The following is a 21245-nucleotide window of genomic DNA, read 5'->3' as shown; positions in this document are numbered from 1 at the left end:
CGTCGTACCGGGCCGAAGCTCCATGAGTGGCAGAGGGGCGGAGGGGTCAGGCGCGGCCGAGGGGGCGGGCCAGGCGCCGGAGGAGGACGGCCAGGGCGGCGCCGGCCAGGAGGACGTGCAGGGCCACCTCCACCCAGTGCATCGGCCAGCGCAGCTCGAGCGGGCGGACCAGGACCCAGTTGCCGTCGATGCCGGCGGCGTTCAGGCAGCCGATGTCGTCCTGCATGCAGTTCGCCCCCAGCGGGCGCAGGCCGCCGCCGGTCAGGGTGTAGCCCCCGTCCAGCATCTGGTCCCGGTCGGCGTTCACCGAACCGCCGTAGGGCAGCGGGCCGGTCCGCAGCACCGGCGGGACGAGCACGTTCCGCAGCGCGGCCAGCGCCACCTCGGTCCCGACGACCACGGCCAGCGTGAGCACCGACGCCGCCAGGACCCGCCGCACCAGCAGCCCGACCAGGGCACCGAGCGCGATCGCGGACAGCGTGCGGGCCAGGGGCAGCAGCCCGGTCGCGGAGTACGTCTCCAGCGCGTACCACTGGTCCGGCCCCCGCAGCGGCTGCAGCACCGCGGTCACCGCCGTGACGGCGAGCAGGGCGATCCCGCCCACGAGCGCGAGCGACGTCGCCGCCCAGCGGCGCCGGGACATCCCCTGGCTCAGCAGCAGTACGTGGGTGCCGCGTTCCAGGTCCCCGGCGAGCAGCGGTGCCCCGACGAACGCGCCGGCCAGCGCGGGGGCGAGCGTCGTGAGCACGGCCAGCATCTGGGAGGCGTCGGCCATCAGGATGCCGTCCAGCCCCACCGGGTCCTCGAGCCTCCCGGCCGCGGCGAGCGCGCCCGTCACCAGGCACGCGGCGACGGCGAGGACGACGGTCGTGAGCAGCGCGGTGCGGTGGCTGCGCCAGATCACCCAGGTCATCGGTTCTCCTCCCGGTTCTCGGTGGTGCGCAGGTAGGCCGTGATCACCTCGAGCAGTCCCGGCGCGCTGGTCCGCCAGCCCGGCGTCGCGCCGGTCGGCCCGCCCCGCACCAGGACGGTCTGGTTGCGGCCGTGCACCCGCCGCTCGACGACGGTGTGCTCGGCCGACCACACGGAGTCCTCCGCCGGGCCGTCGAGCAGCCGGTGCTCGGTGAGCAGGTCGTCGGTGTCGGCGTCGAGCAGCACGTGGCCGCGGTCGAGGAACACCACCCGGTCGCAGCTGTCCTGCAGGTCCTCGACCTCGTGCGAGGCGAGCACCGCGGCGGCACCGGTGTCCGCGACGTGCGCGGTGACGGCGGCCAGCACCCGGCGCCGGGTCAGTGGATCTAGCCCGGCCAGCGGTTCGTCGAGCAGCAGCAGGTCCGGGCCGCTCCCGAGCACCAGGGCGAGCGCGAGCATCGCCCGCTGCCCGCCCGACAGCGTCGAGACCCGGCCTCCGTGCGGCAGCGCGCCGGCCAGCTGGGCGGCGCGGTCGTCGTCCCACCGGCCGGGGTTGAGCGCCCGGCCCAGCCGCAGCGTCTCGCCGACGGTGAACCCCGCGGGCAGCGGCCGGGACTGGTCGAGGTACCCGACGGCCGGGTGCGGCCCGCCGGTGGGCACCGGCCCGCCGAGCACCTCGGCGGTGCCCTCGGTCGGCCGGTCGAGCCCGGCCAGCAGCCCGAGCAGCGTCGACTTGCCCGCACCGGGTGCGCCGGTCAGCGCGAGCACGGAGCCGGGCTCGACGGTCAGTGAGCAGTCGCGCAGCGCCCGGGTCCCGCCGTGCCGGCGGCCGAGCCCGGTGGTGCGCACCGCGTGCGTCGCTGCGGTGGTCATGCCTCTCCTCGGTCGTAGTGCCGCGCGAGGGCGGCCCGCGTGAGCGCGTCGGCCTCCTCGCGGCTCAGCCCGGCCGCGACGGCGCGGGCGGCCCAGTCCTCGATCTCGGCCCGCAGCGGCGAGCCCGCGGCGGGCCCGGCGACGGCGGCGTCGGGCCGGATGAACGTCCCGACCCCGCGTTTCGCCTCCACCAGCCCGTCCCGCTCCAGCTCGCGGTAGGCCTTGAGCACGGTGTTCGGGTTGATCGCGGTGGCCTCGACGACCTCGCGGGCCGTCGGCAGCCGGTCCCCGGCCTGCAGCGTCCCCAGCAGCAGGGCTTCTTTCGTCTGCTGGACGATCTGCACGTACGCGGCCACCCCGGAACGCCGGTCGATCCGGTACTCGATCACCGTTGTCCCCCCTCCGGACGGTGTCGTGCCACATCATGCGGGCCGGGTGCCGATCCCCCACCGGCACCCGGCCCGGTGGCCGGCCGGCGCTCCCCGGGTCCCCTCCTCCCGGGATGCGCCGTCCGTGGCTCAGGCGATGATGCCGCAGCTCAGGCGCGGGTCCTCGGGTGCGGGGCGCACCTCGCAGTAGGTGTGCAGGTGCGGGTTGTAGAGCGGGTACTCGCCGACGTACTGACCGTTCTCGGAGATCACGAGCCGGGTGTAGCCGCCCTCGTCGGTCGGGATGTCGACCTGCCCGCCGGCCGGCACCTCGAACGTCGGGCCTTCGCCGTGCACGTTCAGCGCGGTCGCCTGGACGGGGCCGTAGAGCGAGGTCACGGTCATCGGCGTCGGGTCGTCGGTGGCCGGCGGGTCGGCGAGCGCGGTGCCGGCGCCCCCGGCGGCGAGCGCCAGCGTCAGCAGACCGGTGACCAGGATTCGTGCCTTCATCGTGTTCCCCCTCGGTGCGTGTTCCTTGCTTGCTTTCACTAGTTAACTAGTGAAAGCCGGGAAGCGCAACCCCTCCGCCCGGATCGTCCGGCGACCACCGTCCCGTTGCTCCGTTTGCCGGAAGCGGGCCGGCGGAGGTACCTTGCGATGCATGGAACCGGGTCGGGCAGGGCGGTCGGTGAGCGAGCTGCGCCGCGGCACCGTCGCGTTCTGCGTGCTGGCGCTGCTGGACGTCCGGGAGCGCTACGCCGTCGAGCTGGTCTCCGAGCTGGCCGCCAGCGACGCGCTCGCCGCAGGCCAGGGAACGATCTACCCGCTGCTGTCCCGGCTGCGTTCCGACGGGCTGGTCAGCACGACCTGGCAGGAGTCCCCGGCGGGGCCGCCGCGCCGCTACTACCGGCTCACCGAGTCCGGGGCCGCCGCGCTGGCCGCGTTCCGGGAGGAATGGTCGCGGTTCCGCGACGCCGTGGACGGCCTGCTGCTGGCGGGATCGGCATGACGACGCACACCACGACCACGGGGGAACCGTGAACACCGCGACACCAGCCGACGAGCTCGCCGGCCGGAAACCGGCCCGGCCCCGGGGGGCGGGCGCATGACCGACGACGGGGTCCCGGCCGCCGAACTGGTCGAGCGCTACCTGCTGCGGCTGCGCGCCGCGACCGCGGACCTGCCGGCGGACCAGCGCGAGGAGCTGCTCGCCGACCTCGCCGCGCACCTGGCCGAGGCCGTGCCGCCCGGATCCGACGAGCTGACCGCCCGCCGGGTGCTGGACGGGCTCGGTGCGCCCGAGCTGGTCGCGGCCGCCGCGCGCAAGGAGACCGGCCCGGTTGCCCGCCCGGATGCCGGTCCGGTCGAGGTCTACGACGTGATCGCCGTGCTGGTGCTGCTGCTGGGCGGGTTCGCCATGCCGGTCCTCGGCTGGATCGTCGGGGTGGTGCTGCTGTGGGGCAGCCCGCGCTTCTCCGATCAGGACAAATGGCTGGGCACCCTGGCCTGGCCTGCGGTGATCGCCGTGGGCATTGTGGCTTTCGTGGCGGGTGGCCCGCTCATACTGATGGTCGGAGTGCTCGGTCTCGCCGCGCTGATCTGGGTGTGCTGGCACCTGCTCACCGCCGGCCGGAACGCACCGGGCACACCGTCCGTCGCCTAGGGATCTCCGCACTCATGGAGCTTCGGCCCCGTCTCACGAGGCTGAAGCTCCATGAGTACGAAAAAAAGGGGCCGGCTCAGCCGTCGAGTTTGGCCGGGTCCAGGGTCGTCTGCTTCACCCCGAGACGACGGTTCAGCAGCACCGTCACCCCGTACAACACCAGCCCCAGAACCAGCAACAACCCCGCCAGCTCGTACTGGATCGAGTCCCGCCCCGAGAACGGCAACACCAGGTAGAAACTCGCCAACGCCCCCACCACCGGCAACCCCCGCGGCGCCCGGAAATGATCCGCATCCACCCGGTCGCGGCGCAGCACCAGCACCGCGATGTTCACGATCGTGAACACCGCCAGCAACAACAACGACGTCGTCCCACCCAGCGCCGACACCACATCGGAGTCATCACCCAGCGACACGTAACCGATCAACCCGAACGAGATCAACGTCGTGAACACGATCGACACCCACGGCGTCCGCCGGAACGGATGCACCCGCGCCAACGGCCGCGGCAACACCGCCTGGTTCGCCATCCCGTACAACAACCGCGACGCCATCAACATGTTGATCAACGCCGAGTTCGCCACCGCGAACATCGAGATGAACGGCAACACCGCATCCGCCGGGATCCCCGGCGCACCCGCCCGCACCACCTCCACCAGCGGCGTCTCACTCGCCGCCAGCGGACCCACCGGCACCAGCGCCACCGAACAGATCGCCACCAGCACATAGATCACACCGGTGATCGACAACCCGGTCAACATGATCTTCGGGAAGATCCGCCGCGGCTCGTGACACTCCTCGGCCATGTTCACCGAGTCCTCGAACCCCACCATCGCGAAGAACGCCAACGACGTCGCCGACGTCACCGCCAGGAACACACCCTTGTCCTCCGGCGTGTCGAACGCGACCACCCGCGCCCAGTCCGCACCACCACCCGCGATCGCGAACACCCCGACCAGGATGACCAGCAACAACCCCGACAACTCCACCAACGTCAACACCACGTTGACCTTCACGGACTCGCCCACACCCCGGAAGTTCACCGCCGCCACCAACGCCATGAACCCCAACGCGATCAGCAGGATCCCGCCGTTACCCAGCTCCAGCCCGAACCCCGCATCCAGGTTCGCCGCGAACGCCCGCGACGCCGTCGACGCCGACGTGATCCCCGAACACATCACCACGAACGTCACCATGAACGTCAGGAAGTGGATCCCGAACGCCTTGTGCGTGTACAACGCCGCACCCGCCGCAGCCGGATACTTCGTCACCAGCTCCAGATACGAGAACGCCGTCACCATCGCCACCGCGAAGGCCACCAGGAACGGCAACCACGCCGCACCACCGACCTCCTCGGCGACCTGCCCCACCAACGCATAGATCCCGGTCCCCAGGATGTCGCCGATGATGAACAGCAGCAGCAGCTTCGGACCCATCACCCGCCTGAGCGCGGGCTGGCCCTCCGTCGTCGTGGCCTCGGCCATCGGTGTGCGTCCCCCTCCTGCGGCGGGGTGCCCCGTCGCGACCGGGCCAGCCTGGAGGGCGCCCGTCGCGGTGTCGAGTCGAGCGCGTTGCGTCTCGGTATCGGGTCGGTGAGCGGGTTCAGCCCCGGTGCCGCGGGGGAGTCCCCGGCGCGGTGGGCGGCATCTGCCGGGTGACCTGCGCGGCGGCCGGGGCCTGCCGGGCGGCCTGCTCGGCCAGCAGGTCACGGATCTGCCGGAGGACCTCGCCGTCGGTCTCGGCGATCTCGTCCTCCTTGCCCTTGCGGCGCCGCTCCTGCAGCCACCGCATCGGGTAGACGACCAGGAAGTAGATGACCGCCGCGGTGATGAGGAACTGGATGATCGCGTTGAGGAACATCGCGTAGTCGAGCTGCACGTCGTCGGTGAGCGGGATCGTCCCGGGCGGCACCGCGTCCTGCCCGCCGGAGAACAGCCGCAGCAGCGGCTCGAGGAACGCCTTGGTGAACGCCGAGACCACGGCGGTGAACGCCGACCCGATGACCACGGCGACGGCCAGGTCGATGACGTTCCCGCGCAGCAGGAATTCCTTGAAGCCCTTCAGCACGCCGGAGCACTCCTCATGAGGGTCGTGGGGATGGGAACCGTCTCCGGCGTGGGACGGTAACCGCACCGTGATCTGCCGTGCGACCGCGGGCGGGGTCGGTCCGCGATCAGTCCGTGGTGGGGGGTCCGCAGTGGCCCTGTGCGATCAGCCGGTCCAGGAAGTCCCCGGCCTCGCGGGCCGCCCGCTCGACGTCGCGGTCGGCGATCGCCTCGACGATCCCGGAGTGCGAGACGTCGGCGTCGGTGCCGACGGTGCCCGGCATGGTCGCGACGACGCTGCCGGCGACCGCCTCGACGACGCCGCGGTACAGCTCGGTGAGCAGCGTGTTCCCCGCGCACCCCACGACGGTGCGGTGGAAGTCGGTGTCGGCGTGCGCGGCCCGTTCCAGCTGCTCCGGCTCCGGCCGGTCGCCCCGGCGGACGGTGTCCGCGACGGCCCCCACGGCGGCGTCGCGCTCGGCGAGCGCGGCGCGGAGCACGGCGAGGTCCTCGGCCGTGCAGCGGGCCGCGGCGAGCCGGGCGGCCTCCACCTCCAGGGTTCGGCGGACCTCGAGCACCTCCCGCAGCTCGGACCCGCAGAGCGTGCGCAGGGCGCCGGACAGCTCGGTGGTGGCGCGCACGTAGGTGCCGTCGCCCTGGCGCACCTCCAGCAGCCCGCCGTGCGCCAGCGCCCGCACGGCCTCACGCACGGTGTTGCGCCCGACGTCGAGCGAGGACGCCAGTTCCGACTCCGGCGGGATGCGGTCACCGACCGGCCACTCGCCGTCGGTGATGGCGGTCCGGAGCTGCGTGATGACCTGGTCGACCAGGCTGCCGCAGCGGGCTGTGACAAGAGGCACCAGGTCATCCTTCCATCCGAACATCCTACGTCTGTAACAATACCGTTTCGTGAGCATTGCTGAGCACGAGTCCCGCGCGGAGGAGATCGAGATCGCCGGACGTACCGGGCTGACCGGCCGGTCGCGGCACGCGGCCCTGGTGGGCACCCCGATGCTCGTCGTGGGCGTGGCGCTGGCCGCGGCGAACCTGCGTCCGGCGGTGACCAGCATGGCGTCGGTGCTCGGCGAGGTCCGCGACGATCTCGGCGCCTCCGCGGTGTGGACCAGCGTGCTCACCGCCGTCCCGACGATCTGCTTCGGGCTCGCCGCCGTCGCGGCGCCCTGGCTCGGACGGCGCTGGGGGACCGCCCGCGCGATCGGGTTCGCGCTGGCCGTACTCACCGCGGGACTGGTGCTGCGGATCGTGGACGGTCCCTGGGTGGTGCTGGGCGGCACGTTCGTCGCCGCGGCCGGGATCGCGGTCGGCAACGTGCTCATCCCGGTGGTGGTGAAGGAGTCCTTCCCGCATGCCGTGGGCCGGGTGACCGGCGTCTACACGGCCGCGCTCGCCGCGGGCGGCGGGATCGGGGCGGCGTTCACCCCGCCGCTGGAGGCGGTGTTCGGCGGCTGGCGCGGCGCGGTCGGGGCCTGGGCGCTGCTGTCGGCCGGGGCGCTCGTCGTCTGGTTGTGCGGTGCCCGGCACGAGACCGGCGACGGCAGCGCCCCCGCGGCACCGGCCGAGCGTCGCTCGATGCTGCGCCGCCCGCTGGCCTGGGTGATCACCGCGTTCTTCGGACTGCAGGCCTGCGTCGCCTACGTCGCGATGGGCTGGCTGTCGGAGCTGTTCGTGTCCGAGGGCATCTCCCGGACCGACGCGGGCCTCATGCTCGCGCTGATCAACCTCATCGGCATCCCGCTCAGCTTCCTGATCCCGCCGATCGCGCTGAACCGGCCCTCGCAGTCCGGCTGGATCGCCGGGCTGGCGGCCTTCTCGCTGACCGCGGTCGTGGGCCTGGCCGTCGCGCCGGCCGCGGCGCCGTGGCTGTGGACGGTCCTGCTCGGGATCGGGATGGCGGTCTTCCCGCTCGGGCTGGGCGTGATCGCGCTGCGGACCAGGGAGTCGGCGGAGACCACCGACCTATCCGCCATGGCCCAGGGCTTCGGCTACCTGATCGGTGCCGGTGGGCCGTTCCTGTTCGGGATGCTGCACGGCGTGACCGGCACCTGGACGGCGTCGCTGGTCCTGCTCGGCGCGGTGATCGTCGTGGAGATGGTGGTGGGCTGGGTCGCCGGGCGGCCCCGCTTCGTCTGAGCGCGCGGCGGGCTCCGGCCGGAAAGCCGGTGGTGGGCCCGGTGTACCGTCGGTCGCACCCGGCGGCGAGCGGCCCGAGGCCGACCCGCCGACGGTGTGGACAGTGTGAGCGTGCAGCGGCCGCGGGGTCGACCGTGGGGTCCGCAAGATCCGTCAGGGAGTACTCGTGACCGACACCGCCCTTCCCCCGGCCGGGGACACGGCGCGGCTGGTCGACCAGACCGGCCCGTACTTCGGCCGCTTCGGTGGCCGCTTCGTCCCGGAGGCGCTGGTCGCCGCGCTGGAGGAGCTGGAGCAGGCCTACCACGCGGCGATGACCGACGACGCGTTCCAGGCCGAGCTCGCCGAGCTGCACCGCACCTACTCCGGCCGCCCGAGCCTGCTCACCGAGGCGCCGCGGTTCGCCGCGCACGCCGGGGGCGCGCGGATCCTGCTCAAGCGCGAGGACCTCAACCACACCGGCTCCCACAAGATCAACAACGTGTTGGGTCAGGCGCTGCTCACCAAGCGGATGGGCAAGAAGCGGGTGATCGCCGAGACCGGGGCCGGGCAGCACGGCGTCGCCTCGGCCACCGCGGCCGCGCTGATGGGCCTGGAGTGCGTGGTCTACATGGGCGAGGTCGACACCGAGCGCCAGGCGCTCAACGTCGCCCGGATGCGGATGCTCGGCGCCGAGGTCCGCCCGGTCACCTCGGGCACGCGCACCCTCAAGGACGCGATGAACGAGGCCATGCGCGACTGGGTCACCAACGTGGCCGACACGCACTACCTCATCGGCTCGGTCGCCGGGCCGCACCCGTTCCCGGCGATGGTGCGCGACTTCCAGCGGATCATCGGCGTGGAGGCGCGGCAGCAGGTCCGGGACCTCACCGGCGCGCTGCCCGACCTGGTCGCGGCCTGCGTCGGCGGCGGCTCCAACGCGATGGGCATCTTCCACGCCTTCCTCGACGACGACGGCGTCGAGCTGGTCGGGTTCGAGGCCGGCGGCGACGGCGTCGACACCCCGCGGCACGCGTCGTCGATCGGCGGCGGCGACGTCGGGGTGCTGCACGGCTCGCGCAGCTACATCCTCCAGGACGAGGACGGCCAGACCCGCGACTCGCACTCCATCTCCGCCGGGCTGGACTACCCGGGCGTCGGGCCGGAGCACTCCTGGCTGCACGACCTGCACCGGGCCCGCTACGAGTCGGTCACCGACCGCGAGGCGATGGAGGCGTTCCGGCTGCTGTGCCGGACCGAGGGCATCATCCCGGCGATCGAGAGCGCGCACGCGCTGGCCGGTGCCCTGCGCGAGGCGAAGCGCCTCGGCGAGGGCAGGGTCGTGCTGGTGAACCTGTCCGGCCGCGGCGACAAGGACGTCGACACCGCCGCGAAGTACTTCAACCTGATCGACGACCAGGGCAACGCCGTGACGGACGGAGCGGTCTGATGGGCAGCGTGGCGCAGCGGATCGCCGAGATCCGCGCCGAGGGCCGGGCGGCCCTCATCGGGTACCTCCCGGTCGGCTACCCGACCGTCGAGGGCTCGGTCGAGGCGATGCGGGCGATGGTCGCCGGCGGCGTCGACGTCGTCGAGGTCGGCCTGCCCTACTCCGACCCGCTGATGGACGGGCCGGTCATCCAGCGCGCCACCCAGCAGGCGCTGGACAACGGCGCCCGCAGCCGGGACGCGTTCACCGCCGTCCGCGCGGTCGCCGACGCCGGTGCCCCCGCGCTGGTCATGACCTACTGGAACCTCATCGACCGCTACGGCGTCGCGCGGTTCGCCGCCGACCTCGCCGCGGCCGGCGGCTCCGGGCTGATCACCCCGGACCTGCTGCCCGACGACAGCGACGACTGGCTGGCCGCCTCCGAGGCCCACGACCTGGACCGGGTCTTCCTCGTCGCGCAGACGACGACGCCCGAGCGCATGCGGATGACGGCCGGGGCGAGCCGAGGCTTCCTCTACGCCGCGTCGCTGATGGGCGTCACCGGCGTCCGGTCGATCGGGGTCGAGGCCCGCGAGCTGGTGTCCCGGGTCCGCGAGGTCGCCACCCTGCCGGTGTGCGTCGGGCTGGGCGTGCGGACGGCGGAGCAGGCGGCCGACGTCGCGTCCTACGCCGACGGCGTCATCGTCGGGACGGCGTTCGTGCAGGCGCTGGAGTCCGGTGGCCCGTCCGCGGTGGAGGCCACCGCGCGCGAGCTGGCCGAGGGCATCCGGTCGGCCACCCCGGTCGGCGCCTGACCGCGCTGCGCCGCAACGCCCGCGCCGGGTTCAGCCGAGGGTGAACGGGTCGCGGGTACCGCCGGAGAGCTCCACCCACACGGACTTCTCCTCCAGGTACTCGTCGACCGCGTGCACGCCGTTCTCCCGGCCGAGCCCGGAGTGCCCGAACCCGCCGAACGGCACGCTCGGGGCCACCACCCGGTAGGCGTTGATCCACACCGAGCCGGCCCGGATCCGGCCGGCGACCCGGTGCGCGCGGTGCACGTCCTTGGTCCACACCGCGGCGGCCAGGCCGTACGGGGTGTCGTTCGCCAGCGCCACCGCCTCGTCCTCGTCGGTGAAGGTGAGCGCGGCCAGCACCGGGCCGAACACCTCCTCGCGGAACAGGGTGGACCCGGTCGTGACCCCGGTGACCACGGTCGGGCGGACGAAGTAGCCGCCGAGCCCGGCGTCCGGGCCGCCGCCGCAGACGATCGTGTTGCCCTCGGCCCGGGCGGTCTCCAGGTAGCCGAGGACCTTCTCGTACTGCGGGGCGTTGGCGACCGGGCCCATCTCGGTGGACTCGGCCTCCGGGTCGCCCAGCTCGATCGTCGCGGCGCGCTCGGCGATGAGCCGGACCAGCTCGTCGTGCACGTCGGCGTGCACGACGAGCCGCGACCCGGCCATGCAGGTCTGCCCGGTCGCGGCGAACACGCCGGCGATGATCCCGTTGGCCGCGGACTCCAGGTCGGCGTCCGGGAAGACGACCTGCGGTGACTTGCCGCCCAGCTCCAGGGTGACCTTGCTGATGTTGTCGGCCGCGGCCTTCGCGACGGCCCGGCCGGTCGCGGTGGACCCGGTGAACGCGACCTTGTCCACGCCGGGGTGCGCCGCCAGGTGGGCCGCGGTGTCGCGGTCGTTCGTGCTCACCACGTTGACCACGCCGGCAGGGATCCCGGCCCGGTCGATCAGCTCGGCGAAGCGCAGCGTCGAGGCCGGGGAGTGCTCCGACGGCTTGATCACGACCGTGCAGCCGGCCGCGAGTGCCGGGGCGAGCTTCCAGGTCATCAGCAGCAGCGGGGAGTTCCACGGCGTGATCGCGGCGACCACGCCGACCGGCTCGCGGCGGGTGTAGACGAGGTAGTTCGGGTTCGGCGCGGGAATCTGCCGGCCCTCGATCGTCGGGGCGACCCCGGCGAAGTAGTGGTACCAGGAGCCCAGGGCCTCGAGCTGGCCGATCATCTCCCGGTAGAGCTTGCCAGAGTCGGCGACCTCGGCCCTGGCGAGCGGCTCGGCGTTCTCGGCGACCAGGTCGCCGAGCCGGCGCAGGCAGGTCGCGCGGGCGAAGGCCGTCATCGAGCCCCACTCGCCGTCGAGCGCGGAGCGGGCGGCGGAGACGGCGGCGTCGACGTCGTCCGGGCCGGCGTCGGGGACCGTGGCCCAGGCCGCCCCGGTGTAGGGGTTCGTGGTCTCGAAGACGGCGCCGGACGCGGCGTCGGCGGTGGCCCCGCCGATCAGCATCCGGAACGTCTGGAGCTCGGACATCGTGGTCCTCCCGGCGGCGTCGGCGACGTACCGACCCTACGAACGCGGGCCGGTCCGCGCATGCCGGACGGTGCGCCGGATCAGCCCGCGGCGCGGGCGCGGCGCGCTCGGTAGGCGGCCACGTGCGCCCGGTTCGCGCAGTTCCCGGTGTCGCAGAACCGCTTGGAGCGGTTGCGGGACAGGTCGGCGAGCACCGCGTCGCAGTCCTCGCCCGCGCATCGGCGCAGCCGGGACAGGTCGTCGGCCCGGACCAGCTCGACGATCGCCATCGCGATCTCGGCGCCCATCCGGTCGGCCAGCGGGGCGTCCCGCGGGGTGACGTGCAGGTGCCAGTCCCAGCCGTCGTGCCGGGCGAGCCGCGGGCGGGCGTCGGTCTCGGTCAGGATCTCGTTGACCAGCTCGACCGTGCGGTCCCGGTCGGGCGGCTCGGCCGAGCCGGGCGCGGGCCAGAGCGCGCCGATCCGCTCGCGCAGGGCCCGGACCGCGGCGTGTTCCCCGGCGGTGTGCGTGCGCTCGCCGGTGTAGGGCTGCCCGTCGACCCACGCCTCGAACGACGGCGCGTCGGCCAGCGCGTCGGTCCCGTCCGTCGCGGTGTTGACCAGTGCCGCGGCCGCCGCGAGCACGACCTGCGTGTCATGGGCGAATTCCATGTTGACCCCTGACATCTTCGGTTCCTAGTGTCACGAGTCTATGAGTGCTTCGGTCATGACACGGGACCACCTGGTCCGCGGACTCGCGTGGGCGCTGGTGTCGGCGGCCGCGTACGGCTTCTCCGGCCCGCTCGGCGCGGCCTTCCTGGAGGCGGGCTGGTCGCCGGGTCTCACGACGTTGATGCGCATCGCCGGGTCGGCGATCGTGCTGCTCCCGGTGCTGGTGGTGCTGCTCCGCAGGCATCCGCTGGACGGGCCGGGGGCGCGCAAGGTGCTGCTCTACGGCGTGGCCGCGGTGGCCGGGGTGCAGCTCTGCTTCTTCCAGGCGTTGCAGTACCTCTCGGTCGGCGTCGCGCTGCTGCTGGAGTTCCTGGCCCCGGTGCTGCTCGTCGGCTGGACCTGGCTGCGCACCCGCCGGACCCCGGCCGCGATCACCCTCGTCGGCTGCGTCGTGTCACTGGCCGGCCTGGTCCTGGTGGTGGACCCGTTCGGGCCGCAACGGGTGGAGCTCGTCGGGATCGCCTGGGGCGTGGCGTCGGCGGTGGGCGTCTGCGTGTACTTCCTGCTCCCCGGCGGCGGCGGCGACGGCCCCCCGCCGCTGCTGCTGATCTCGGCGTCGATGGTGGTCGGCGCGGTGGCGCTGACCGTCACCGGGCTGCTCGGGATCACGCCGTGGGAGGTCGGCGAGCCGACCGCGGTGCTCGCCGGTGCCCAGGTCGCCTGGCCGGTGCTGCTGGCGATGCTCGTCGTTCTCGCGACGGCGCTGCCCTACGTCACCGGGATCGTCGGGATCCGGATGCTGGACACCCGGGTCGCGTCGTTCGTCGGGCTGTCCGAGGTGATGTTCGGCGTGCTCGCGGCCTGGCTGCTGGTCGCGCAGGTCCCGAGCCTCGTCCAGTTCCTCGGCGGCGCCCTGATCCTGGCCGGGATCGTGCTGATCCGGCGGGCCGAGAAGCGGGCGCCCGTCGCCCCGTCGGAGCTGGCGACGGAGTGAGGCGGCCGCGGAGTGAGGCGGCCGCGGCCGCTCAGCCCTGCAGGACCGACCGGTCGAACTCGCCGTCACGCACGCCGGAGACGAACGCGTCCCACTCCTCGGCGGTGAACCGCAGGACCGGGCCGTCGGCGACCCGGCTCGAGCGGACGAGGATCTCGTCCGCGTCGGAACCGACGGCGACGCAGCCGCCGTGGTGGCAGTAGGAGCTGATCCGGAAGTCGACGTCCACGGAGCAGGAGACTAGGGCCAGGCCCGCCGGCGGCCGACACCGCGGCGGCGACGGGCGGCCGGCAGCGCCCGGCGCTGCCCACGATGCGCCGAAAGGTACCTCGGAGGGAGCATCGGTGCAGGTCATCACCCGATCAAGCCGGTGATGAGCGCCCGGGACCGGTCCGGGTCGAGTGCCTTGGCGACGATGTCGTCCCACACCGCCCGGTACTTGCGCACCTCGGCCGCGGTGTCGAAGTAGGCGTCCACGCCGGTGCTCTCCACGTTGACCACGGTCCAGTCCTGCTCCGAGCGCGGCTCGAAGATGGTGAACGTGCTCGTCGCGCTGGCGTACCCGGCGGAGAACGGCAGGATCCGCAGGTCGACGTTGGGCCGGTGGGAGCGGTCCACCAGCGCGTGGAGCTGCTCGCGCATGGTCTCCGGGGCCCCGGCGAAGCGGTGCAGCGCGGACTCGTCGAGCACGGCGTGCAGCTCGACCGGCTCGGCCGTGGCCCGCGCCGGGTCGACGACACGCTGGCGGCCCATCCGGATGGCCAGCAGCGCCGCCAGCTCGGTGCCGGTCACCGTCGGGTAGGCGCCCTGCAGCATCGCCGTGGCGTAGGACTCGGTCTGCAGCAGGCCGCTGATCGGGGTGCTGTAGATCCGCACCGTCCGGGCCTCGGACTCCAGCGAGATGTACAGGTCCAGGTCCGCCGTGACCCGGACCGAGAACGGCTGCCACCACCCGGGCGAGCGGGCCTCGTTGGCCCACTCCAGCACCTGCTCGCGGACCTCGGGATCGGCGCCGTAGGTCTCCAGGAGCTCGCGGACGTCGCGGAACTTCGGGTCGATGTGGCCCGTCTCGATCCGCGACAGCTTCGACGGCGAGATCGCCAGCCGCCGCGCGACCTCGGACAGCTGCAGGCCACGGCCGGCCCGGAGCTGCTTGAGCACGTTCCCCAGCCTGCGCCGGATGACGACGGGGCCGCGCGACACGGCCATCGGTCCTCCTCGTTCCGCCCCCCTGGCCTGCGAGGGTACCGAGGACCGGATGCCGGTGGCGGCCCCGCCGGTGCGGGTGGTCAGCCCGCGACGGCCCGCCGGATCTCGTCCGGAACCGGGTTCTCCAGGTTCTGCCCGTTCACCCTGATGGTCGGGGTGCTCTGGATCCCGGCCTCGAACGCCTGCTGGGTGAGGCCCTCGGCCCACGGCTCGAAGCGCTCGTCCTCGATGCAGGCCGCGACGTCGCCCTGCGCGCCGGCCTGCTGGGCCAGCTGGGCCATCTGCTCGGTGGTCAGGCCCGGGTCGCCCTCGGTGGGCTGGTTGGCGTACATCAGCTTCTCCCACTCGGGGAACGCGCCGGCCTCGGCGACACAGCCCGCCGCGGCGGCGGCGCGGGAGGAGAAGCGGTCCGGCGAGACCCGGTCGAGGATCGCGATCGGGTGGTAGTTGATCTGCGCCTGGCCGGAGTCGCGCAGCTCGTCCAGGGTCTGCCCGGAGGCCTCCTGGAACTGCTTGCACGCCGGGCACTGGAAGTCGACGTAGACGTCGATCTTCGCGGGGGCCTGGGCGTTCCCGGTCGAGACGCCCTGCGCGGTCGCGTTGGCCGGGACGACCAGCTCCTTGGGCTGGTTGTTCCAGAACACCCCGACCCCGACCAGGGCCGCGAACGCGACGACGACGATGAGACCGATCACCGTCGCCTGCGAGGGCCCCTTCTTGGCGGTGAGCGGGTTCTTGGTCGGGGGCGCCTTGCGCTTTCCGGCCATCATCGGTCCTCCTCGAGGGTCCTGGTCACACCACCGTTGTACTGGTCCCTTGCCGCCGGTGGCGCTCCGGGGTATCACCCGGGCCCGGGTGGGCGGTGTTTGACATCGTGTAGAACCATGGAGGAGTGAGCATCGACAGCGTCACCGACCGCGCGGAGGCGGAGACGGACGTCCGTACGGTCGAGCTGCAGATCGACGGGATGACCTGCGCCGCCTGCGTCGGGCGGGTCGAGCGCAAGCTCGGCAAGCTCGACGGGGTCCGGGCCAGCGTCAACCTGGCGACCGAGCGGGCCACGGTCGAGTACCCGGCGTCGACGCCGGTGGACACCCTCGTCGAGACCGTCCGGAAGGCGGGCTACGGGGCGACCGAGCTGCGCCCGGCCGCCGACTCCGACGTGTCCGACTCCGCCGTTGCCGACGACACCGCGCTGCGCCGGCTGCGCACCCGGATGGCCGTCGCGCTCATCCTGTTCGTGCCGCTGGCCGACCTGTCGCTGGCGATGTCGCTGGTCCCGAGCCTGCGGTTCCCGTACTGGCAGTGGGTCGTCGTCGCGCTCGCGCTGCCCGTCGTCGGCTGGGCGGCCTGGCCGTTCCACCGGACCGCGGTCACCAACCTCCGGCACGGCACGACCTCGATGGACACCCTCGTCTCGCTCGGGGTGGTGTCGGCCTCGGCCTGGTCGCTGGGCGCGATGGCCTTCGAGGGCGACCGGCCGGTGCTCACCGGGTGGGACGCGGTGCTGCACCCGTCCGGCCCGCTGTACCTGGAGGTCGCGGCGGGCGTCACGACGTTCGTGCTGGCGGGCCGGTACTTCGAGGCCCGTGCCCGGCGCACCGCCGGACGGGTCATGCGCTCGCTCGCGACGCTCGGGACCGACGAGGTCACGGTGCTCGCCGGGGGGACCGAACGGACCGTCCCGGTCGGACGCCTGCGGGTCGGCGACCGGTTCCTGGTCCGGCCGGGCGAGCGGATCGCCGCCGACGGCGTGGTCGACGACGGCCGCGCCGCCGTCGACACCAGCGCGATGACCGGCGAGCCGGTCCCGGTCGAGGTCGGGACGGGCGACCCCGTCACCGGCGGGACGATCGCGTCCGGCGGCCGGCTGGTCGTGCTCGCCCAGCAGGTCGGCGCGGACACCCGGCTGGCCCGGATGATCGCGGCCGTCGAGCGGGCGCAGACCGAGAAGTCCGCGACCCAGCGGCTGGTGGACCGGGTCTCCTCGGTGTTCGTCCCGGTGGTGCTCGGGCTCGCGGTGCTCACCCTGCTCGGATGGCTGCTCGGCGGGGCCGGCTGGGCCGGGGCGCTGGCCCCGGCGATCGCGGTCGTGATCATCGCCTGCCCGTGCGCGCTGGGCCTGGCGACGCCGACCGCGCTGATGGTCGCCACCGGCCGCGGTGCCGAGCTGGGCATCTTCGTGAAGGGCTACCGGGCGCTGGAGACCACCCGGGCCGTGGACACCGTGGTGCTGGACAAGACCGGGACCCTGACGACCGGGCGGATGACCGTCGTCGACGTCGCGGTGGCCGGGGGCGGGGACCGCGACGCGCTGCTCGCCCGCGCCGCGGCCGTCGAGTCGGGGTCCGAGCACGCGATCGCCGAGGCGGTCCGGGCGCACGCCGTGGCCGCCGGGCTGGACGTCCGGCCGGTCGCCGACTTCGTCGCGCTGCCCGGGCTCGGCGCCCGCGGGGTGGTCGACGGCGACGTCGTGACGGTCGGGCGGCCGCCGGAGGACGCCGGTGCGCTCGCCGGGCACCTGCGCCGGTGGGAGGAGGCCGGGCACACCGTCGTCGCGGTGCACGTCCGGGCCGATCCCGCCGACCGGGACCACGGCGACCTCGCCGGCCTGCTCGCGCTCGCTGACCCGGTCAAGGACTCCGCGCCCGACGCGGTCGCCGAACTGCTCGCGGCCGGGCTGCACCCGGTGCTGCTCACCGGGGACCGGGCCGCCGCCGCGCACGCCGTCGCGAGCGCCTGCGGGATCACCGAGGTCGTGGCCGGGGTGCTGCCCGACGGCAAGGTCGCGCACGTCCGGGCGCTGCAGGAGCAGGGCCGCACCGTCGCGATGGTCGGTGACGGCGTCAACGACGCCGCGGCGCTCGCGACCGCCGACCTCGGGGTCGCGGTCGGCTCGGGCACCGACGTCGCGCTGGAGGCGGCCGACGTCGTCCTCGTGCGGGACGACCTGCGGGTGCTCCCGGCGACGGTGGAGCTCGCCCGGGCCACGATGACCACGATCCGCGGCAACCTGTGGTGGGCGTTCGGCTACAACGTCGCGGCGATCCCGGTCGCGATGGCCGGGCTGCTCAACCCGCTGCTGGCCGGCGCGGCGATGGCGGTGTCGTCGTTCCTCGTCGTCACCAACAGCCTGCGGTTGCGCAAGGCCGCCGGCTGGGCCGACGAACTGCTCGGCGGAGTCCCCGCCGAGCAGCCCGCGACCGTGGCCGGGGACGTCACGCCGTCCCCGTCACCCCGGTGATCCACGCCGCGTAGACCGACGGGTCCGACGCGACCGTCGGCCCGACGCACAGCGGGTTGCGGTCGAAGTCGCCGTCCCGGCTGAGCACCCCCACCAGCTCCCAGCGCCCGGCGCCGGTGCTGCGCACCATCGGGCCGCCGGAGTCGCCGATGCAGACCTGGGCCGGCTCGGACGGGTGCTCCGAGCAGCGGTCCACGTCGAGGCCGGTGCACCGCTCGTCGGCGACGATCTCGGTGTCCAGCTGCTGCAGGGTGACCGGCGGTTCCGGGCAGAACCGGCCGTCCTCGCAGGTCATGCCCCAGCCCATCGCGCGGACCGGGGTGCCCGGCGCGGCGGGCGAGCCGGTCAGGGCGATCGGTTCCTGCTCGACCGGTGCGTCGAGCCGGAACAGCGCGACGTCCTTGCGCAGCCGCATCGGCTCGCCGGAGAACTCGGGATGCACGACGATCTCCGCGACCTGACGGACGCTGCCGCCGCCGGTGCGGTCGTTGCTGCCGACCTGTACCTCGAGTCCCTGCTCGTCCGGCCCCGACGCGCAGTGCGCCGCGGTGAGCACCCAGTCCGGAGCCACCAGGCTCGCTCCGCACCGGTGGTTGCCGGAGGCGTCACGCACCTCGGCCATGAACGGGTACGGCTCGGTCGCGTCCGTCCCGCCGATCACGGCGTACGCCGGTGCGGCGACGGTGACCGTCAGCGCGGCCATCGCGGCCCCGGCCAGTGCCGCCGTCATCGTCCGCAGCGTCCGGCGCCGTCGTCCTCGGTCGTGGTGCTTGCTCACCGTCGGTGTCCCCTCCGTCGTCGTTCTGACGGGGGTCAGCGTCGCCCGATCCGGTGGTGCGCCACATCGGAGACGAGTGGGATCCCGCGGGCCGGACCACGGTAGGACGACGCCGGTAGCGACCTCATCCTCACCACCAGATCCTCACCACCAGCCGACGACCGCCCAGACCGCCGCCGGCGCCAGCAGCACGGAGACGACGCCGTAGACCAGCAGCCCGCGGAACAGCCGTTCCCGCGCGGACGGCTCGGCGGCCCCGAGGATCAGACCGCCGGTGATGCCGAGCGGGTTGACGTCGACGAGCACCGACGACAGCGCCAGCGCCAGTACCGCGCCCACCGGGGGGACCCCGGCCGCGACCAGCGGCGGGAGCAGCGGCATCGTCGTCACGAAGACCGCGATCGAGCTGGCGGCGAACGACGTCACCCCCGCCACGTAGCAGAGGATCAGCAGGCTCACCATCGGCGAGCCCTCCACCGTCAGCAGCGAGCTGATCCGTTCGAACGCGCCGAGACGCTGCATCAGGCCGACGTAGGTCAGCAGGCCGCCGATCAGCAGCACGACGTTCCACGGGATCCGGGCGACCACGTCGGCGGCGGTCGTGCCGAGCACGAGGTGCAGGCCGACGGCCGCGATCATCCCCAGGTAGCCGATGTTCAGGCCGAAACCGACCGACAGCGTCACGACGGCGAGCAGCGCCAGCACGGTGAGAGCGCGGGTGACCCGGGGCCCGAACCGCCCGCCGTCGGTCTCGGCGTCGGCGGGACGGTCGGTGCCGCTCCCGGCGGGTCCGGACGCGCCCACGGGGACCCGGCGCGGGATGCCACCCGTCCGCAGCCCGACGGCCAGCGCGCCGCCGGACACCAGCACCCCGGCGAGCAGGCCGCCGGCGAGGAACGTCGCCGGTGCGGTGTCCGGCAGCCCGAACCCGAACTGCTCGGCCAGCCGGCGGGCGGTGACGCCGTAGACCGCCAGCGGCGAGAGCAGCCCGCTGACGATGCCGGTGATCCCGACGACCGCGGCGATCAGCGGCGAGATGCCGTAGCGCGCGGCGAGCCCCAGCGCGATCGGGGCGACGATCGCGGTCGCCGCGGCCGGCAGCGTCCCGACCGCGGCCAGCAGCGCACCCACCGGGAACGGGACCAGCGCGATGAGGACCAGCCGGCCGCCGGTCAGGCCGAGGAGCAGGTCGAGCAGCCAGTCCAGGGTCCCGTTCGCCCGCGCGGTGACGAACAGGGCCGCCACCCCGACGATCAGCACCACGAAGTCGGCCGGGAAGAAGCCGGTCACCTCGTCGGCCGGCACCCCGGCGGCGATGCCGACCAGGAACGCGGCCGGCAGCGCGGCCAGGCCGAGATCGAACCGGCGGGTCGTGGACGCCACCACGAACAGCCCGACGAGTACGAGGACCGACACGTCCGCCACGGTCATCGCCGCCCCCTCAGACCGCGCCGTCGCGGCGCAACGCGTCGATCTCGGCGTCGTCGAGACCCAGGCCGCGCAGCACCGGGCCGGTGTGCTCGCCCAGCTCCGGCGCGGGCGTCCGGACCGTGCCGGCGAACCCGGAGAAGCGGCCGGCCGGGGCCTGCACCGGGGGGCCCGCGCCGTCCTCGATCAGCGATCCGCGGGCGCGGACGTGCGGGTCGGCGCAGATGTCGGCGGCCGAGTTCACCGGCCCGGCCGCGATGCCGGCCGCCACGAGCTCGGCCATCAACGGCTCCAGGTCCCGGCCGGCGACGAACTCCGCGACCCGGGCCTCGATCTCCTCCCGGTGTTCGAGCCGGGCCGTCATCGACTCGTGCACCGCGAGATCGGGCGCGCCGAGCACGCCGAGCAGCCGGTTCCACATCTGCTGGGTCGACGCCGGGAGGGCGAGCCAGCGGCCGTCCCGGGTGCGGTAGAGGTTGTTCGGGCTGATGTGCGGGTTCCGGTTGCCCACCCGCCCCCGGCTGTGCCCGGTGCTGCCGAAGTCGACGATGAAGTCCTCCATCATGCGCAGCAGCGGCTCGTAGAGCCCGATGTCGGCGAGCTGCGCCGCGCCGGTCCGGTCCCGCTGGCGCAGCGCGAGCAGCGTGGCGAACGCCGCGTAGATGCCGGTGACGCCGTCGGCGACCGGATAGCCGGCGAACACCGGTGGCCCGTCGGGATCGCCGGTGCGGTGGGTCAGCCCGGCGAACGCCTCGGCGACCCTCGCGAACCCGGGCCGGTCGGCGTAGGGCCCGGTCCGGCCGTAGGCGCTGACGTGCACCATGACGAGATCGGGCCGGTGGGCGCGCAGGTCGTCGAAGTCGATCCGGAAGCGCCGCAGGGTCGCCGGGCGGAAGTTCGTGACCACCACGTCGGCCGTCGCCGCCAGCCGCCCGACGAGCTCCGCGCCGCGCGGGTGGTGGAGGTCGATCGTCACGCTCGACCTGTTGCGGCCCAGCAGCCGCCAGCCCGCGGACGTCCCGGAGTCGTCGAGCGGGGGGTAGGACCGGGCCGGGTCACCCGTCCCCGGCTGCTCGATCTTGATCACCTCGGCGCCGAACTCGGCCAGCAGCGACGCGGCGAGCGGGCCCGCGAGGATGGTCGACAGGTCGAGCACCCGGACTCCGGTCAGAGGGCCGTCGGTCACAGCGGATTCCTTCCAC

The 21245-nt window shown here is 73.7% G+C and carries 22 protein-coding genes; 7 read left to right on the top strand and 15 right to left on the bottom strand.

Annotated elements, in window-relative coordinates; translation table 11 throughout:
• Positions 1-46: 46 nt before the first annotated feature.
• The 4 genes from AFB00_RS09820 to AFB00_RS09805 all read right to left on the bottom strand — a co-directional run bounded on the left by AFB00_RS09820 (position 47) and on the right by AFB00_RS09805 (position 2663).
• Positions 47-913: an ABC transporter permease gene (locus AFB00_RS09820; RefSeq protein ID WP_068796975.1), complete on the bottom strand. Its 867-nt coding sequence runs from the start codon at positions 911-913 to the stop codon at positions 47-49.
• Positions 910-1785: an ATP-binding cassette domain-containing protein gene (locus AFB00_RS09815; protein WP_068796974.1), complete on the bottom strand. Its 876-nt coding sequence runs from the start codon at positions 1783-1785 to the stop codon at positions 910-912. Before AFB00_RS09815 ends, AFB00_RS09820 begins: the two co-directional genes overlap by 4 nt.
• Positions 1782-2174, bottom strand: coding sequence for a GntR family transcriptional regulator (locus AFB00_RS09810; protein WP_068796973.1), 393 nt, complete (start codon positions 2172-2174; stop codon positions 1782-1784). Before AFB00_RS09810 ends, AFB00_RS09815 begins: the two co-directional genes overlap by 4 nt.
• Positions 2175-2303: 129 nt before the next feature.
• Positions 2304-2663 (bottom strand): hypothetical protein, encoded by a 360-nt coding sequence (locus AFB00_RS09805; RefSeq protein ID WP_068796972.1) that lies wholly within the window; start codon positions 2661-2663, stop codon positions 2304-2306.
• A 178-nt stretch (positions 2664-2841) separates the two neighbouring features.
• Here AFB00_RS09805 and AFB00_RS09800 point away from each other — a divergent pair, with 178 nt between their 5' ends.
• On the top strand, positions 2842-3162 hold the full coding sequence (locus AFB00_RS09800; RefSeq protein ID WP_231974300.1) for a PadR family transcriptional regulator: 321 nt from the start codon (positions 2842-2844) through the stop codon (positions 3160-3162).
• 96 nt (positions 3163-3258) lie between these two features.
• The gene (locus tag AFB00_RS09795; protein ID WP_068796970.1) at positions 3259-3816 is read left to right on the top strand and encodes an HAAS signaling domain-containing protein; all 558 of its coding nucleotides are present in this window, start codon (positions 3259-3261) and stop codon (positions 3814-3816) included.
• 76 nt (positions 3817-3892) lie between these two features.
• Here AFB00_RS09795 and AFB00_RS09790 read toward each other — a convergent pair whose 3' ends face one another.
• From AFB00_RS09790 to AFB00_RS09780, 3 genes are all read right to left on the bottom strand, one after another.
• Entirely contained in the window at positions 3893-5299 is a 1407-nt protein-coding gene (locus tag AFB00_RS09790) for an APC family permease (protein WP_068796969.1), read from the bottom strand.
• A 118-nt stretch (positions 5300-5417) separates the two neighbouring features.
• Entirely contained in the window at positions 5418-5882 is a 465-nt protein-coding gene (gene mscL, locus AFB00_RS09785; protein WP_068796968.1) for a large conductance mechanosensitive channel protein MscL, read from the bottom strand.
• A gap of 106 nt (positions 5883-5988) precedes the next feature.
• Positions 5989-6720: a FadR/GntR family transcriptional regulator gene (locus AFB00_RS09780; protein WP_068800166.1), complete on the bottom strand. Its 732-nt coding sequence runs from the start codon at positions 6718-6720 to the stop codon at positions 5989-5991.
• Between the two features lie 49 nt (positions 6721-6769).
• On the opposite strand from AFB00_RS09780, the gene AFB00_RS09775 reads away from it, so the two are divergent.
• From AFB00_RS09775 to trpA, 3 genes are all read left to right on the top strand, one after another.
• A complete protein-coding gene (locus AFB00_RS09775) occupies positions 6770-8011 on the top strand; it encodes a CynX/NimT family MFS transporter (RefSeq protein WP_231974298.1) in 1242 nt (413 codons plus the stop codon).
• A gap of 166 nt (positions 8012-8177) precedes the next feature.
• Complete coding sequence (trpB, locus tag AFB00_RS09770; protein ID WP_197519809.1) at positions 8178-9440, top strand: tryptophan synthase subunit beta; 1263 nt, start codon at positions 8178-8180, stop codon at positions 9438-9440.
• Positions 9440-10234, top strand: a complete 795-nt coding sequence (trpA, locus tag AFB00_RS09765) for a tryptophan synthase subunit alpha (RefSeq protein WP_068796967.1) — start codon at positions 9440-9442, stop codon at positions 10232-10234. The genes trpB and trpA overlap by 1 nt, the downstream gene beginning before the upstream one ends.
• Positions 10235-10264: 30 nt before the next feature.
• Here the strand turns inward: trpA and AFB00_RS09760 are convergent, their stop codons facing one another.
• Complete coding sequence (locus AFB00_RS09760) at positions 10265-11740, bottom strand: aldehyde dehydrogenase (RefSeq protein WP_068796966.1); 1476 nt, start codon at positions 11738-11740, stop codon at positions 10265-10267.
• 80 nt (positions 11741-11820) lie between these two features.
• Positions 11821-12390: a CGNR zinc finger domain-containing protein gene (locus AFB00_RS09755; protein WP_068796965.1), complete on the bottom strand. Its 570-nt coding sequence runs from the start codon at positions 12388-12390 to the stop codon at positions 11821-11823.
• Between the two features lie 55 nt (positions 12391-12445).
• Here AFB00_RS09755 and AFB00_RS09750 point away from each other — a divergent pair, with 55 nt between their 5' ends.
• Positions 12446-13384, top strand: coding sequence for an EamA family transporter (locus AFB00_RS09750; protein WP_068796964.1), 939 nt, complete (start codon positions 12446-12448; stop codon positions 13382-13384).
• A gap of 31 nt (positions 13385-13415) precedes the next feature.
• Here AFB00_RS09750 and AFB00_RS34715 read toward each other — a convergent pair whose 3' ends face one another.
• The 3 genes from AFB00_RS34715 to AFB00_RS09735 form a co-directional block, all read right to left on the bottom strand.
• Positions 13416-13613 carry a DUF397 domain-containing protein gene (locus AFB00_RS34715; RefSeq protein WP_068796963.1) on the bottom strand — a complete coding sequence of 66 codons (198 nt, stop codon included), beginning with the start codon at positions 13611-13613 and terminating at the stop codon, positions 13416-13418.
• Positions 13614-13738: 125 nt separating this feature from the next.
• Positions 13739-14593: a helix-turn-helix domain-containing protein gene (locus AFB00_RS09740; RefSeq protein ID WP_068796962.1), complete on the bottom strand. Its 855-nt coding sequence runs from the start codon at positions 14591-14593 to the stop codon at positions 13739-13741.
• An 80-nt stretch (positions 14594-14673) separates the two neighbouring features.
• Positions 14674-15363 (bottom strand): DsbA family protein, encoded by a 690-nt coding sequence (locus tag AFB00_RS09735; protein ID WP_068796961.1) that lies wholly within the window; start codon positions 15361-15363, stop codon positions 14674-14676.
• A gap of 122 nt (positions 15364-15485) precedes the next feature.
• Here AFB00_RS09735 and AFB00_RS09730 point away from each other — a divergent pair, with 122 nt between their 5' ends.
• On the top strand, positions 15486-17837 hold the full coding sequence (locus tag AFB00_RS09730; protein ID WP_068796960.1) for a heavy metal translocating P-type ATPase: 2352 nt from the start codon (positions 15486-15488) through the stop codon (positions 17835-17837).
• Here the strand turns inward: AFB00_RS09730 and AFB00_RS09725 are convergent.
• The 3 genes from AFB00_RS09725 to AFB00_RS09715 form a co-directional block, all read right to left on the bottom strand.
• On the bottom strand, positions 17812-18615 hold the full coding sequence (locus AFB00_RS09725; protein ID WP_231974297.1) for a S1 family peptidase: 804 nt from the start codon (positions 18613-18615) through the stop codon (positions 17812-17814). The genes AFB00_RS09730 and AFB00_RS09725 overlap by 26 nt on opposite strands.
• 144 nt (positions 18616-18759) lie before the next feature.
• Positions 18760-20046 (bottom strand): SLC13 family permease, encoded by a 1287-nt coding sequence (locus AFB00_RS09720; RefSeq protein ID WP_068796958.1) that lies wholly within the window; start codon positions 20044-20046, stop codon positions 18760-18762.
• 10 nt (positions 20047-20056) lie between these two features.
• Positions 20057-21229, bottom strand: coding sequence for a CaiB/BaiF CoA transferase family protein (locus AFB00_RS09715; RefSeq protein WP_068796957.1), 1173 nt, complete (start codon positions 21227-21229; stop codon positions 20057-20059).
• Positions 21230-21245 lie beyond the last annotated feature (16 nt).

The organism is Pseudonocardia sp. HH130630-07, from assembly GCF_001698125.1.
Lineage (GTDB): Bacteria > Actinomycetota > Actinomycetes > Mycobacteriales > Pseudonocardiaceae > Pseudonocardia.
This window is presented reverse-complemented; position numbering and strand designations above follow the sequence as displayed.